Consider the following 13,447-nt stretch of genomic DNA (forward strand, 5'->3'; position numbering starts at 1 on the left):
CGGGCCGGTGGGCAGGGCCGCCGGGTCGCCCAGCACCTCGGCCGCCCGGCCCTGGCGCAGCACCCGGCCCTGTTCGAGCACGACGACACTGGTGGCCAGCCGCCCGACCTCGGAGGCGGCATGGCTGACATAGAGGATCGGCACTTCGACCTCGTCCCGCAACCGTTCGAAATAGGGCAGGATTTCCGCCTTGCGCGCCTCGTCCAGGGCGGCCAGGGGTTCATCGGCCAGGATCAGCTGCGGCGCAGCCAGCAAGGCCCGGCCGATGGCCACACGTTGCTTTTCACCGCCCGACAGGGCACCGGGGCGGCGGTCCAGCAGGGGGCCGATGCCCAGCATTTCCACGACGCGGCCCATGTCCTCGGGCCGCGCATCCCGGGGCGCGAACCGGGCGCCATAGGCCAGGTTGCGCTGTACGGTCATATGCGGAAACAGCCGCCCCTCCTGGAAAATATAGCCGACCCGCCGGCGCGCGGGCGGCACGAACAGGCCCCGGTCGGTATCCACAAGCACCCGGTCGCCCAGCGCGATGCGCCCGGACTGCGGCCGCGACAGCCCCGCCACGGCGTCGACGATACTGGTCTTGCCCGCCCCCGACCGGCCGAACAGAACGGTCAGCCCGGCGGGGGCCTCGAACCCCACATCGAGCGTGAAATCCGCCAGGGCCTGTTTCAGCGAAACCTCAAGCATCGCGTCCCCCGACACGCGCCGCAACCCGCCGCGACACCCATTCCGACAGCGCCAGCGCCAGCGCGGCCAGAGTGATCGAGAACAGGGCCAGACGCACCGCCCGGGCGCCGCCGCCCGGGGTTTCCAGCGCCAGGTCGATGGCCAGCGGGATGGTCTGGGTCTGGCCGGGGATGTTCGAAACGAAGGTGATCGTGGCGCCGAACTCGCCCATGCCCTTGGCAAAGGCCAGCACGGTGCCCGCGACGATGCCCGGCACGATCAACGGCAGCGTCACGGTCAGAAAGACCCAAGGCCGCCTGGCCCCCAGCGTGGCCGCCGCCTGTTCCAGCTTCGGGTCCACCGCCTCGATCGAGAGGCGCACCGCCCGCACCAGAAAGGGAAACGCCATCACCCCCGAGGCCAGCGCCGCCCCGGTCCAGCGAAAGGCGAAGGTCACGCCGAAGGCCCGGTCCAGCAGCGCGCCGATGGGCCCCTGGGTTCCGAAGGCCAGCAGCAGCAGATAGCCCGTGACCACCGGCGGCATGATCAGCGGCAGGTGCACCGCGATATTGAGCAGTTCGCGCCCCGGAAAGCGCCAGCGGGCCAGCGCATAGGCCACGAACACGCCCGGCGGCAGGATGGCCAGGGTGGCCCAGGTCGCCACCCGCAGCGAGAGGCGCACCGCCTCCCATTCCGCCGGGGTCAGCCAGTCAGTCATGCGTCGGGGCCAGTACGGTGAAACCCTCGGCCTCGAAGATCGACCGAGCCTGGGCGCCACGCAGATAGGCCAGAAACGCGGCACTCAGCGGGCTGTCGCTGCGCGCCAGGGCCGCGGCGGGATAGACGACCGGCGGATGGCTGCCCTTGGGGAAGGTGCCGACGACCGAAACGTCCGGTTCGGCCCGCGCATCGGTCGCATAGACGATGCCATAGGGCGCCTCGCCCAGCGCCACCAGCGCCAGCGCCGCGCGCACATTGTTTGCCTGCGCGACCTGCGGCGCCACCGCCTCCCACTGGCCCAGCGCGGTCAATGCCGCCTTGCCGTAGAGACCGGCCGGGACCGCCTCGACCAGGGCCATGGCCAGCCGCCCCTCACCCAGCCGCGCGGGCAGGTCCATGTCGGGGCCGATTTCGACGGGGGCAGCGTCCTCCTGCGCCGCGATCAGGACAATGGCATTCGACAGCAGGTCGACCCGCGTGTCCGGCGCCAGCAGGCCGTCGACCGCCAGCGCGTCCATCCATTCGGAATTGGCCGAGACAAAGACATCCGCCGGCGCGCCCTGCCGGATCTGGCGGGCCAGGGCCGAGGACCCCGCCAGCGCAACGGTGACCTCGTGCCCGGTCGCGGCCTCGAACCCCGCCTCGACCTCGGCCATGGCGTTGGTCAGGCTGGAGGCGGCGAAGACGGTGATTTCCTCCGCGGTGGCCGCGGCGGGGGCCGCAAGAGCAAGGGCAAGCGCGCCCGCGCTGGCCAGGGGCGGACAGGTCATCGGGTTCCCTCCGTGGGGCTGTGGTCGCCAAAGCGTGTCGCAAGGCCACGAACGATAGGTCAAGCCTGATTCCCCTCCCCCGGCCCGGTCTCGGATCGGCAGGCCATCTGCCGCTGCGTTTCGCTAGTGCACAACCGAGCCGCCCGAAAGCACGGCGGTCACGCGGCCCACAACCGGGATCAGCAGCAAACCGACCGTCAGTCCGATCAGCCCGTCCACCCCGGCCATGACCGCCCAGTTGGCAAAGCCGCCGTCAGAGACCGCCGCCGCCACGGTGTGGATCGTGTCATAGGCCAGGTGCCAGCCCAGATCATGCGTGCCATGGACAAGGATGGACCCGCCGACCCAGAGCATGGCCACCGTGCCCACGATCGAGAGCAGCTTCATGACATGGGGCATCCCCTTGACCAGACCCCGGCCCAGGCCCCGGCTCAGCCCGGTGCGGCCTTCGGAGGCCAGCGCCAGGCCGATGTCGTCCATCTTCACGATCAGCGCGACCGATCCGTAGACCGCGGCGGTGATGGCGATGGCCACGACCGCCAGCGTCGCGGCCTCCAGCCAGAAGGTCCCCTCGGGGATCGCGGCCAGCGAAATCGTCATGATTTCGGCCGACAGGATGAAATCCGTCTTGATGGCGCCCCGGACGCGCTTTTCCTCCAGGTGGACGGGGTCGCCCACGTCGAGGTCGGTCTCGACCTGGGCATCGGTGTGCGGAAACAGCCAGTGGTGGACCTTCTCTGCCCCCTCGAAACACAGGTAGAAGCCGCCCAGCATCAGCAGCGGCGTGATCAGCCAGGGCGCGACGGCATTGAGCGCAAGCGCCACGGGCAGCAGGATCACCAGCTTGTTGAAGAAACTCGCCCGCGCGATCTTCCAGATGACGGGCAACTCGCGCTTGGGGTCCAGGCCCTGCACGTATTTCGGTGTCACCGCCGCGTCGTCGATCACCACACCGGCGGTCTTGGAGCCGGCCTTGGCCGCCATGCCCGCCACATCGTCCACACTGCTGGCCGCCAGCCGCGCGATCGCGGCGACATCGTCCAGAAGGGCCAAAAGTCCACTCATCAGGCATTCCCCGGTGTTGTCCCCGACACTCTCACCTGTCCGGAGTGCGGCTGCAAGGTCGGCTTGGCAGCTTTCACGCGCATGCGGCCCTCCCGACGGACCGATTCTCCACCACCTCCAACCTTGCAGGGCGGGATGCGCAGTTAGCGGAAACGCTCGGACAGCCGCGGCCCCGGCGTTAGCGCAAACTTCGGCCGAGCCGGACGTGTTATCGCTAACCTTCTGGCAAAGCGCCATTTTCACGATTGGTATACAACTGAACACCACGTACAAACCGCCTCGACATTTCCCCGAGGAGCCCCCCATGACCGTCACCATCGGCATAAACGGATTCGGCCGCATCGGCCGCTGCACCCTGGCCCATATCGCAGAGGCCGCCCGTAACGACGTGCAGGTCGTCAAGCTAAACGCCACCGGCCCCATCGAGACCAACGCCCACCTGCTGCGCTATGACAGCGTGCACGGGCGGTTCGGCGGGCCGGTCGATGTGATCGACGGCAAGCTGGACCTGGGGCGCGGCGGCATCGCGGTCATGTCGACCTACGACCCGCAGGAACTGGACTGGGAGGGCTGCGATGTCGTCCTGGAGTGCACGGGGCAGTTCAACGACGGCCGCAAATCCGCCGTCCACCTTGAACGCGGCGCGGGCAAGGTGCTGATCTCGGCCCCGGCGGCCAACGTGGACCGGACCATCGTCTATGGCGTCAACCACCGCATGCTCGACATCGAGGACCGCATGGTCTCGAACGGGTCCTGCACCACCAACTGCCTGGCGCCGCTGGTCAAGGTGCTCAACGACGGGATCGGGATCGAGCGCGGGCTCATGACCACCATCCACAGCTACACCGGCGACCAGCCCACGCTGGACCGCCGGCACACGGATCTCTACCGCGCCCGCGCCGCGGCCATGGCGATGATCCCGACCTCGACCGGCGCCGCCAAGGCCCTCTCCGAGGTGCTGCCGGAGATGGCCGGCAAGCTCGACGGCACCGCCATGCGCGTGCCCACGCCCAATGTTTCCTGCGTCGATCTGACCTTCGAGGCCCGGCGGGACGTCACCGTCGAAGACGTCAACGGGATCGTCGCCGAAGCCTGCGCCGGGCACATCGGCATGGTCATGGCCTATGATCCCGAACCCAAGGTCTCGGTCGACTTCAACCACACGCCGCAAAGCAGCATCTTCGCGCCGGATCAGACCAAGGTCGTCGGCGGGCGCAGTGTCCGCGTGCTGGCATGGTATGACAACGAATGGGGCTTTTCGGCACGCATGGCCGACGTGGCCGGCCACATGGGGCGGCTGATCTGATCCGGCGGGCCACCCGCCAGCCCCTACAGGGCCACCGCCTGCCCCGCTTCCGCACTTTCCTGCGCGGCCAGGCCGATGCGCACGGCCGCCATGCCGTCGGCCAGGGTCACCTCGGGCGCACCTTCGCCGCGCAGCACCGCGTTGAAGCGCTGGTGCTGGTAGAATGTCGACCCGTTGTGATCCCCTGCCGCCAGAAGCTTGGGGTCCACCGGCACCTCGCTGACCACCGGGCCCTTGGGGGCGCGGGGGCTGATGATCAGTTGCGGCACCGGCGCATCACCCAGCGCCTTGGGCCAGAACCGGCCCGGCCCGGGCACCAGTGCCTCGATCTTGCCCTTGGGGCCGACGGCGCTGATCTCTTCCTGGTATTTCGACCCTTCGGCGAACATGCACAGTTCCAGCATGGCCCGCGCCCCGCCCTTGAAATCGAGGAGGACATAGCCGTTGTCCCAAACGTCCGGCACCCGGCCATTGTAGGTTTCATCCCGGTGGTTGAGGGTCTGGCCCGCGCTGGCCATGACGCGCACCGGCTCGTCGTCCAGGATCAGGCGCATCAGGTCGAAGAAATGACAGCACTTTTCCACCAGCGTGCCGCCGGTGTTGGTGTTGAAGCGGTTCCAGTTGCCGATCTTGGGCAGAAAGGGAAAGCGGTGTTCGCGGATCGTCAGCATGGAAATCCCGCCGGTCGCATGCTCGGCCTGTTGCAGCAGGGCCGCGATGGGCGGCATGTAGCGGTATTCCATGGCCACCCAGATCGGCGCGGGATAGCTGGTCGCGAGGTCCCCCAGGAAGGCCGCGTCGCCCGGATCGGTGAAAAGCGGCTTTTCGCAAAGCACCGGCAGCGGGCGCAGGTCGCGGATGCGGCGCAGCTGCGCGACGTGCAGGTTGTTGGGGCTGACGATCACCAGGGCCTCGACCTGGCTGTGCAGGATCAGCTCGTCCAGCGTGGCACAGACCTCGGCCGTGCCCGCCAGCGACGCGGCGCTGGCCGCAAGATCGGGCACCGGGTCATAGACCGCCGCCACGCGCCCCTCGGGCAGCAGACCGATGTTGTCAATGTGCTCGCGCCCCATCATGCCGCAGCCAATGATGCCATAGTTGATCATGCCTGTTATCCCTTGCCCAGCCTGCTGATGTAGATGACCTCGGACGGGTCGAACCACGTCCGGGAGAATTCGACGGCCTGCCCGCCCGGGTCGCGGCCGATGCGTTCGACGTAGCCCGCCAGTGCGCCCGCGGGCATCGGAAAGCGCGCCGCGCCCCAGTCGGGCACGGGCGCGAGGCTAACCTTGTCGGTCGCGCTCATGATGACCAGCCCCAGATGCTCGCGGTAGAAGAGATAGAGCGATTCCGAGACATCCGCCGGGCGTATATGCGTTGCACAGGCGCCGTCCAGCCAGATTTCCTCGAGCGCGGCGGGCCGGTCGTCGAGAAAACGCAGCCGCCGGAACCGCCACCCCTGATCCGAGGGGCCGAAGGCGGGCGCGGCGCCGGGTTTCGGGTGCCGCTCGACCGAGAGCAGCGCCGCCGTCGGCAGACCCCCGCCGCCGATCCGTTCCAGCCGCAGCATGGCATAGACCGAAGAAACCGTCGCCCGTGCCCGCACGTAGTTTCCCGACCCGTGAACGCGCTCGATCAGGCCCTTTTTTGACAAGACACCCAAGGCTTTGCGCAGCGTTCCGACAGCAATGCCCATGGCCTCGGCCATCTCGCGCTCGGGCGGCAGGCGGGTGCCGTCGCCCAGCCGCCCCGCAGCGATGTCGCGGATCAGCATTTCGCTGATCTGAACGTATTTTGGCAGCGCCGCCGAGGGTCCACCTTCGGCGGGCTCCCCCGAACCGTCGCGGGCCATTCCCGTGTCCTCCCTGCCCCGTCGATCCCGGGGGCCGTGAAATTGATACACTATTGATGCATCAATCCCCGAGTGCTACGCAAGGGCAAATGCCCCGCCGAATCCGGGGCGAACAAGGAGGAAGGCCGAAATGACCGTCGTGCCCATCACGTCGCCCGACCTCGACGCGCCGGAGGTCAGCTGGTTCTCGGCGCTCTGCGGGGATGACTACCGTTACATGGGCGTGCCAGACAGCGCGCTGGCCCCCACCTGGGAACACTGCCGCAACATCACGCTGGAAGCCGAGAAACAGGGGTTCCGCAACATCCTGGCCCCCTCGTCCTACCAGGTCGGGCAGGACACGCTGTCCTTCGTGGCCGGGATGCTGCCCGAATTGGAGCGCATGAACATGCTGGCCGCGATCCGCTGCGGCGAGATGCATCCGATCATGCTGGCGCGCACCGTGGCTACGCTCGATCACATGGCCAAGGGCAAGCTGACGCTGAACATCATCTCGTCGGACTTTCCCGGCGAAACGGCCGAAAGCAACTATCGCTACCAGCGGTCGCGCGAGGTGGTCGAGATCCTCAAGCAGTGCTGGACCCGCGACGAGATCGACTACGAGGGCGAAATCTACAATTTCAAGGGCCTGCCCACGGACCCGGCCCGGCCCTATCAGCAGAACGGCGGCCCGCTTCTGTATTTCGGGGGCTATTCGCCGGCCGCGCTGGAACTGTGTGGCCAGCACTGCGACACCTACCTGATGTGGCCCGAGCCCAAGGAACAGATCGCCCAGCGCATGAAGGACGTGAACGCGGTGGCCGAACGCTATGGCCGGACGCTGGATTATGGCCTGCGCGTGCATGTCGTCGTCCGCGACACCGAGGCCGAGGCCCGCGACTACGCCGAAAGCCTTGTGTCGAAACTCGACGACGAATACGGGCAGCTGATCCGCGAACGCGCGCATGACTCCGGCTCGCTCGGGGTCAGCCACCAAGCCCGCGCCCGTGAACTGGCCGACAAATACGGCTATGTCGAGCGTCATCTCTGGACCGGCATCGGCCGGGCGCGTTCGGGCTGCGGCGCGGCCATCGTCGGCTCGGCCGACCAGGTGCTCAGCGAGATCGAGGACTACAAGAAAATGGGCATTCGCGCTTTCATTTTCTCGGGATACCCTCATATCGACGAATGTGAGCATTTCGGTCGGCTGGTCATGCCACACCTCGAGACAAGCTCGCTGCCCCAGGAATACGGGCGCGTGCCCCGCGAAACCCCAGACACCCCCCTTTCGGGAAAGAGCCGCAAATGATGGACCGTATCGAGCTGCAACCCGATCTGTCCCTGTCCCGCATCGTCTACGGCATGTGGCGGCTGGGCGACGACAGCGACACCAGACCCGCCCATGTGCAGGCCAAGATCGAGGCCTGCCTGGACCAGGGCATCACAACCATGGACCAGGCCGATATCTACGGCGGCTACATGGCCGAAGAGGTCCTGGGGGCGGGCCTGACACCCGCGCTCAAGGACCGGATCGAGGTCGTTACCAAGTGCGATATCGTCGCGCCCATGGGCCGCTATGCCGATGCATCGGTAAAACACTACGACACCAGCCGCGCGCATATCCTGGCCTCGGTCGACCATTCCCTGCGCCTGATGGGGCTGGACAAGATCGATCTGCTGCTGATCCACCGTCCCGATCCGCTGATGGACCATCACGAGACCGGCGCGGCCCTGGACGAGGTCGTGGCCAGCGGCAAGGTGCGCGCCGTGGGCGTGTCGAACTTCAAGCTGCACGACTGGACGCTGCTGCAATCGGCCATGACGACAAAACTGGTCACCAACCAGATCGAGCTGAGCCTGGGCGCCCACCAGGCCTTCAGCAACGGCGACATGGCCTATCTGCATGAACGCGCCATCCCGCCCATGGCCTGGTCGCCGCTGGGCGGCGGCGCCCTGATGACGGCCGATGACGCGCTGGGCCGCGCCATGGACCGGGTCGCCACCGCGCAGGACGTGGACCGCGCCGCCGTGGCCGTGGCCTGGCTGCTGGCGCATCCCGCGCGCATCATGCCGGTCATGGGCACGAACAATATCAGTCGCATCAAGCGCTTCTCGGACGCGCTTGACGTGGACATGACACGCGAGACCTGGTTCGAACTTTACACCGCAGCACTCGGCGACGAGGTGCCGTGACATGGATGGCAATTGGGAACATGACATGAACGGTTTCGCCCCGGACGAGAACCCGTGCGCCTACCGCGATGCCCTCGGCAGTTTCGCCACCGGCGTGACTGTGGTCACCGTGCCCAGCGCCGACGGGCCGGTGGGGATCACCGCCAACAGCTTTGCCAGCGTCTCGCTGGAGCCGCCGCTGGTGCTCTGGTCGCCGGCCAAGGCCTCCAAGCGGTTCGCCTATTTCCACCAGGCCCCGCATTTCGCGATCCATGTTCTGGACAATCACCAGCGCGCGGTCTGCGACGGCTTTACCCGGGACAAGCATGCCTTCGACGGGCTGGACTGGATCACAGGCGACAACGGCGTGCCGAATATCCACGGCTGCCTTGCGCGCTTTGAATGCACTCTGGACGCGGCGCATGATGCGGGCGACCATGTGATCATCGTGGGCCGCGTGAATCACGCGTTCTTCCGCGACGGCCAGCCACTTCTGTTCCAGGGGGGGCGCTTCGTCGGCACCGAGGGCTGACCTGACCCGTGGCGCGGGCCCCGGGGAGGGGGGCCGCGCCGCAGGGACCGGACCACAAGAATGTCCGGCCCGAAAAAAGGGGCCATCCCGGCCCCGACAACAGGGAGGAGGGACCGCCATGGCGGTTTTGTTAGGGGTGCTCTGGCCGCTCGAACGGCTCAACACCGGTATCCTGGCCCTGGGTCGGGTGATCGCGGTAATCGCGCTGGCCGTCATGGTCTGCCTGATCCTGGGACAGGTCTTCTTCCGCTACGCCCTGAACGAGGCGCCCAACTGGACCGAGGAAGGCGCGCGGTTCGGCATGATCTGGATGACCGGCCTGATGGCCCCGATCGCCTATCGCCAGGGCGGGTTCGTGGCCATCGACATGCTTGAACGCGCCCTGACCCGGACCCTGGCCACGCTGCTGGGGCTGGGGCTGCTGTTCATCGCGCTCTGGGTGCTGGTGATCGCCTGGGACAAGGGCCTGAACAATCACGTCGACAGCCTGTCGGGGCGGGGCTGCTCGTCCTCGCTGCGCTGGCCCTTCGCGATCGAGATTGGCAAATGTGGCAACAAGTTCGCCAACAGCTATCAATATGCCGGGCTCTGGGTCGGGGTGAACCTGTTGATCCTGGTCAATCTCGAGCTGATCCTGCGCGGCATCATCACGCTTCTGGGCGGCGAGGATCGGCTGAGCGATCTGAGCAGTGACAAGATGGCGGGGGCCGACTGATGCTGATCTGGTTCCTTCCGCTCTTCCTGATCCTGATCATGATCGGCCTGCCGGTGGCCTTCGCCCTGCTGGCCGCGCCCTTCGGCCTGCTGGTGGTCGACGACCAGGCGCGCCAGCTCTCGGTGCTCTACCGTAACCTTTACAACGGGATGGACAGTTTCCCGCTGATGGCGCTGCCCTTCTTCATGCTGGCCGGCGAAATCATGAACCGTGGCGGCATCACCATCCGCCTGGTGGAATTCTCGCAGGCGATCATGGGCCACCTGCGCGGCGGGCTGGCCCATGTGAACATCCTGTCCTCGATTCTCTTTGCCGGTCTGTCGGGCTCGGCCGTGGCCGATACCTCGGCGCTGGGCTCGACCCTCGTTCCGGCGATGGAAAAGAACGGCTATACCCGCAAGTTCGCCGCCGCCATCACCGCCGCCAGTTCCGTGATCGGGCCGATCATTCCTCCGTCGGGGATCATGATCATCTATGCCTATGTCATGGGCGAAAGCGTCGCCGCGCTGTTCCTGGCCGGGATCGTGCCGGGTGTGCTCGTGGGGGTCGGGCTGATGCTCGTGGTGCGGCTACTGGCCGACCGCTATGACCTGCCCAAGGCCGAACGCATCGTGCGCTCGGACCTGTCGATGAGCCCCACCGAACACTGGGTCAGCTTCGCGCTGCTGCGGATCAACATCGCCGGGCTGCTGATGGCGATCTACTCGGGCCTGTCGGTGCGGCTCGGGCTGGCCACGCTGGATGCCAACGGCGACAAGATCCATGCGGTCAACCTCTGGATCGTCTTCGCCGTCATGCTGGTCTTCGCGCACGGCCTCCTGATGTACTACCGCGGCAAGGTCGGCCATGACTTCCGCTTGGTCTGCAAGAAGGCCGTGGCCCCGCTTCAGACCCCGATCATCATCCTGGGCGGCATCCTCGTGGGGGTCATGACGCCGACCGAGGCCAGCGCCATCGCCGTCTTCTACGCCCTCGTCGTCAGCTTTTTCGTGCTGCGCTCGATGTCGATCCGCGACCTGATCGCGGTGCTGCAACGCTCGGCGCTGGCGACCTCGGCCGTGCTGCTTCTGGTGGGGGCGGCGGTGGCCTTCAAGACTGTCGTGTCGCTGTCATACGCGCCGCAGATATTGACGGACATCATCCTTGGCCTGAGTGAAAATCCATTAATACTTCTGTTTCTCATCAACATCCTGCTTTTCGTGGTGGGCATGTTCCTCGACGCGGGGCCGGCGATCATCATCCTGGGCCCGATCCTGGGGCCGATCTTCGTGGAACTGGGGGTGCACCCGGTCCATTTCGCCATCATCATGTCGATCAACCTGACCGTAGGGCTGGCCACGCCGCCCATGGGGCTCGTGCTTTTCGTGGCCTCGACGGTCAGTCGCGAAAAGGTCGAGACCATCGCCAAGGCAATCCTGCCCTTCCTGGCGGTGGAAATCGCGGTGATCTTCCTGATCACCTACATTCCACAAATTTCGATGACGGTTCCCTATCTCACGGGCTTCCTCGGATGCCCGCCCGAGATCGGCTACATGGCTTGCATAAGCCCAGAGCCACAGATCAACTGACACGACCAGCAAAACGGGAGGAAAACCAAATGCTGAAACATCTCGTCACCGCCGCCATGATCACGGCGGCCTCGATCGCGGCCCTGCCGGCCGCCGCGCAGGATGAGACGATCACCCTGCGGGCCACCGCCAATTCCAACGAGAACGACGAGGACTATGACGGCCTCATCGTCTTCAAGGACTATGTCGAGGCCGCCTCGAACGGCGCCATCGAGGTCGAGCTCTTCATCGGCACGCAGCTGTGTTCGACCGGGGCGGAATGCCTTGAGGGCGTCTCCGAAGGGTCCATCGACATCTACATCTCGACCTCTGGCGGCGCGGCGGGGATCTTCCCTTATGTGCAGGTGCTCGACCTGCCCTACCTCATGGCCAACGACCGCGTGGCCGAGCGCGTGCTGCGCTCGGATTTCGTGCGCACCATGCGTGACATGGCGCTGGAAGATTCCGGCGACACCATCCGCCTGATGACCATCGGCAACACCGGCGGCTGGCGCAACTTCGCCAACACCCAGCGCCGCATCCAGACGCCCGAGGACATGGAAGGCCTGAAGATCCGCACGGTGGTCGCCGACCTGCCGCAGGAACTGGTCAAGGCCCTGGGCGCCTCGCCCACGCCGATCCCCTGGCCCGAGCTGTTCACCAGCTTCCAGACCGGCGTTGTCGACGGCTCCAAGAACGGCATCACCGACATCATGGGCATGAAGTTCCCAGATGCGGGGCTGCAATACCTCACCCTCGACGGCCACGCCTACATGGGTGCGCTGTGGTGGATGAACAACGAGACGTTCATGGACATGGACGAGACCAACCGCCGCGTCGTGATGGATGGCTTCTACGCCCTGCAGCAGGCGACCTTCGCTTCGCCCAAGCGCAAGTCGATCGAGGCCTACAACGCCTTTGTCGAGGGCGGCGGTGATCTCTACGTGCCCACGCCGGAGGAAAAGGCCATGTTCGCCGAGGCCGCCGCGCCGGTGCAGGACTGGTTCCGCGAGAACGTCGATGGCGGTGACCGGATCCTCGATTCCATGCTGGAAGCCGTGGACGAGGCCGAGGCCGAACTGGCCGAAGTCTACGACGAAAACCTCGAGTAGGACCCGTCAGGTTTCGCGAAAGGGCCGCCCCTGGGGCGGCCCTTTTTCGTTCGCGGGCGCGTCGCGGCCAACCACGACCCGGGTGGCCGACAGGCCAGAGGCCCGCCCCGGCCTATTCCGCCCTGTCGCGCAGCTTGCGATAGAGCCGCCGGTTCAGCGCGATGAACTCCGACATCGCCGATCCGACCCCGCCGGACTGGCGCCCCTTCAGGAACAGAAATCCCGAAAAGCCCCCCAGTGCCGCGCCCAGGGTGTCGATCATAAGGTCGGTCATGGTATCGTCCAGCCCGGACTTCTGCATGTTCATGCCGAAGACCTGGTCCATGGCGTATTCGAAGATCTCCCACAGTGCCCCGATGGACAGGGCCACCGCCGCCGAGAGCACCGCCAGCGCCCAGGGCGGTGCGGCGTAGCGGTCCCCCTCGAAGAGCATGAAGATCATCAGGAAGGCCATCGCCGCGATGGCCAGCGCCGAGAGGAAATGCAGCACCACGTCCCACCACCAGAACCGCTCGTAGAAATCCGCGACCTCGCCCAGAAAGAGCGTGGCGAAGAGGAAGATCGCGATGGCCGAGAGGATCGAGCCCGGCAGTTCCAGGCCAAAGAACCGCGCAAAGCGGGCCGGAGCGAGTGTCAGCACCAGGGTCGAGGCGGCCACGAAGACCGGCATCCACTGGCCGGTGGCCAGGCCGGTCAGGATCTCGACGATCAGGACGCCCTGGATCACCAGGACCAGCAGCGGGCCGCGCGGGCGCATCATGGGGCCTCCGAAACAGGTCTGACCTGCCCTATATAGGAGGCATGACAGGAACCGAACCCCTCAGACTGGGCAGTTACAACATCCGCGCCGGGCTGGGCAGCGATCTGCGGCGCGACCCGCTGCGCGTGCTGTCGGCCATCGCCGCGCTCAAGGCGGATATCGTCGCCCTGCAGGAGGCCGACCACCGGATGGGCCGCCGCCCCGCCGCCCTGCCCCTCGACGCGATCGAGGCGCAAACCGGGCTGCGC

General features: G+C 66.6%; 15 protein-coding genes. 8 read left to right on the forward strand and 7 right to left on the reverse strand.

Features of this window, described 5'->3' with window-relative positions; translation table 11 throughout:
- The 4 genes from modC to ACH107_RS23780 all read right to left on the reverse strand — a co-directional run.
- A partial coding sequence (gene modC, locus ACH107_RS23765) for a molybdenum ABC transporter ATP-binding protein (RefSeq protein ID WP_412507965.1) occupies positions 1-690 on the reverse strand: 690 nt, incomplete at its 3' end.
- Positions 683-1,387: a molybdate ABC transporter permease subunit gene (modB, locus tag ACH107_RS23770; protein WP_310690922.1), complete on the reverse strand. Its 705-nt coding sequence runs from the start codon at positions 1,385-1,387 to the stop codon at positions 683-685. The genes modB and modC, both read right to left, overlap by 8 nt.
- Positions 1,380-2,159, reverse strand: coding sequence for a molybdate ABC transporter substrate-binding protein (modA, locus tag ACH107_RS23775; RefSeq protein ID WP_412507966.1), 780 nt, complete (start codon positions 2,157-2,159; stop codon positions 1,380-1,382). Before modA ends, modB begins: the two co-directional genes overlap by 8 nt.
- A gap of 123 nt (positions 2,160-2,282) precedes the next feature.
- Positions 2,283-3,224: a DUF808 domain-containing protein gene (locus ACH107_RS23780; protein ID WP_412507967.1), complete on the reverse strand. Its 942-nt coding sequence runs from the start codon at positions 3,222-3,224 to the stop codon at positions 2,283-2,285.
- A gap of 304 nt (positions 3,225-3,528) precedes the next feature.
- On the opposite strand from ACH107_RS23780, the gene gap reads away from it, so the two are divergent.
- Positions 3,529-4,530, forward strand: a complete 1,002-nt coding sequence (gap, locus tag ACH107_RS23785) for a type I glyceraldehyde-3-phosphate dehydrogenase (RefSeq protein ID WP_310690925.1) — start codon at positions 3,529-3,531, stop codon at positions 4,528-4,530.
- Between the two features lie 23 nt (positions 4,531-4,553).
- Here gap and ACH107_RS23790 read toward each other — a convergent pair whose 3' ends face one another.
- Positions 4,554-5,636 carry a Gfo/Idh/MocA family protein gene (locus ACH107_RS23790; protein ID WP_412507968.1) on the reverse strand — a complete coding sequence of 361 codons (1,083 nt, stop codon included), beginning with the start codon at positions 5,634-5,636 and terminating at the stop codon, positions 4,554-4,556.
- A gap of 5 nt (positions 5,637-5,641) precedes the next feature.
- Positions 5,642-6,382: a GntR family transcriptional regulator gene (locus ACH107_RS23795; RefSeq protein ID WP_412507969.1), complete on the reverse strand. Its 741-nt coding sequence runs from the start codon at positions 6,380-6,382 to the stop codon at positions 5,642-5,644.
- A gap of 130 nt (positions 6,383-6,512) precedes the next feature.
- On the opposite strand from ACH107_RS23795, the gene ACH107_RS23800 reads away from it, so the two are divergent.
- The 6 genes from ACH107_RS23800 (at position 6,513) to dctP (ending at position 12,439) form a co-directional block, all read left to right on the forward strand.
- Entirely contained in the window at positions 6,513-7,670 is a 1,158-nt protein-coding gene (locus ACH107_RS23800) for an LLM class flavin-dependent oxidoreductase (protein WP_310690928.1), read from the forward strand.
- A complete protein-coding gene (locus ACH107_RS23805) occupies positions 7,670-8,554 on the forward strand; it encodes an aldo/keto reductase (protein WP_412507975.1) in 885 nt (294 codons plus the stop codon). The genes ACH107_RS23800 and ACH107_RS23805 overlap by 1 nt, the downstream gene beginning before the upstream one ends.
- 25 nt (positions 8,555-8,579) lie before the next feature.
- The gene (locus ACH107_RS23810; protein ID WP_412507977.1) at positions 8,580-9,065 is read left to right on the forward strand and encodes a flavin reductase family protein; all 486 of its coding nucleotides are present in this window, start codon (positions 8,580-8,582) and stop codon (positions 9,063-9,065) included.
- Between the two features lie 118 nt (positions 9,066-9,183).
- Positions 9,184-9,780 (forward strand): TRAP transporter small permease, encoded by a 597-nt coding sequence (locus ACH107_RS23815; RefSeq protein WP_412507971.1) that lies wholly within the window; start codon positions 9,184-9,186, stop codon positions 9,778-9,780.
- Positions 9,780-11,348: a TRAP transporter large permease gene (locus ACH107_RS23820; RefSeq protein WP_310690930.1), complete on the forward strand. Its 1,569-nt coding sequence runs from the start codon at positions 9,780-9,782 to the stop codon at positions 11,346-11,348. Before ACH107_RS23815 ends, ACH107_RS23820 begins: the two co-directional genes overlap by 1 nt.
- Before the next feature lie 29 nt (positions 11,349-11,377).
- Entirely contained in the window at positions 11,378-12,439 is a 1,062-nt protein-coding gene (gene dctP, locus ACH107_RS23825; RefSeq protein WP_412507973.1) for a TRAP transporter substrate-binding protein DctP, read from the forward strand.
- A gap of 112 nt (positions 12,440-12,551) precedes the next feature.
- On the opposite strand, the gene ACH107_RS23830 is transcribed toward dctP, so the two are convergent.
- The gene (locus tag ACH107_RS23830; RefSeq protein WP_310690932.1) at positions 12,552-13,199 is read right to left on the reverse strand and encodes a hypothetical protein; all 648 of its coding nucleotides are present in this window, start codon (positions 13,197-13,199) and stop codon (positions 12,552-12,554) included.
- A 41-nt stretch (positions 13,200-13,240) separates the two neighbouring features.
- Between ACH107_RS23830 and ACH107_RS23835 the strand changes: the two genes are divergently transcribed.
- On the forward strand, positions 13,241-13,447 hold a 207-nt coding region (locus tag ACH107_RS23835; RefSeq protein ID WP_412507974.1), incomplete at its 3' end, for an endonuclease/exonuclease/phosphatase family protein.

The sequence above is a fragment of the Roseovarius halophilus (ex Wu et al. 2025) genome (assembly GCF_047086965.1).

Coding starts and splice junctions, on each gene's coding strand:
- modB (WP_310690922.1), bottom strand. CDS start 1,387: ATGACTGACTGGCTGACCCCGGCGGAATGGGAGGCGGTGCGCCTCTCG.
- modA (WP_412507966.1), bottom strand. CDS start 2,159: ATGACCTGTCCGCCCCTGGCCAGCGCGGGCGCGCTTGCCCTTGCTCTT.
- ACH107_RS23780 (WP_412507967.1), bottom strand. CDS start 3,224: ATGAGTGGACTTTTGGCCCTTCTGGACGATGTCGCCGCGATCGCGCGG.
- gap (WP_310690925.1), top strand. CDS start 3,529: ATGACCGTCACCATCGGCATAAACGGATTCGGCCGCATCGGCCGCTGC.
- ACH107_RS23790 (WP_412507968.1), bottom strand. CDS start 5,636: ATGATCAACTATGGCATCATTGGCTGCGGCATGATGGGGCGCGAGCAC.
- ACH107_RS23795 (WP_412507969.1), bottom strand. CDS start 6,382: ATGGCCCGCGACGGTTCGGGGGAGCCCGCCGAAGGTGGACCCTCGGCG.
- ACH107_RS23800 (WP_310690928.1), top strand. CDS start 6,513: ATGACCGTCGTGCCCATCACGTCGCCCGACCTCGACGCGCCGGAGGTC.
- ACH107_RS23805 (WP_412507975.1), top strand. CDS start 7,670: ATGGACCGTATCGAGCTGCAACCCGATCTGTCCCTGTCCCGCATCGTC.
- ACH107_RS23810 (WP_412507977.1), top strand. CDS start 8,580: ATGAACGGTTTCGCCCCGGACGAGAACCCGTGCGCCTACCGCGATGCC.
- ACH107_RS23815 (WP_412507971.1), top strand. CDS start 9,184: ATGGCGGTTTTGTTAGGGGTGCTCTGGCCGCTCGAACGGCTCAACACC.
- ACH107_RS23820 (WP_310690930.1), top strand. CDS start 9,780: ATGCTGATCTGGTTCCTTCCGCTCTTCCTGATCCTGATCATGATCGGC.
- dctP (WP_412507973.1), top strand. CDS start 11,378: ATGCTGAAACATCTCGTCACCGCCGCCATGATCACGGCGGCCTCGATC.
- ACH107_RS23830 (WP_310690932.1), bottom strand. CDS start 13,199: ATGATGCGCCCGCGCGGCCCGCTGCTGGTCCTGGTGATCCAGGGCGTC.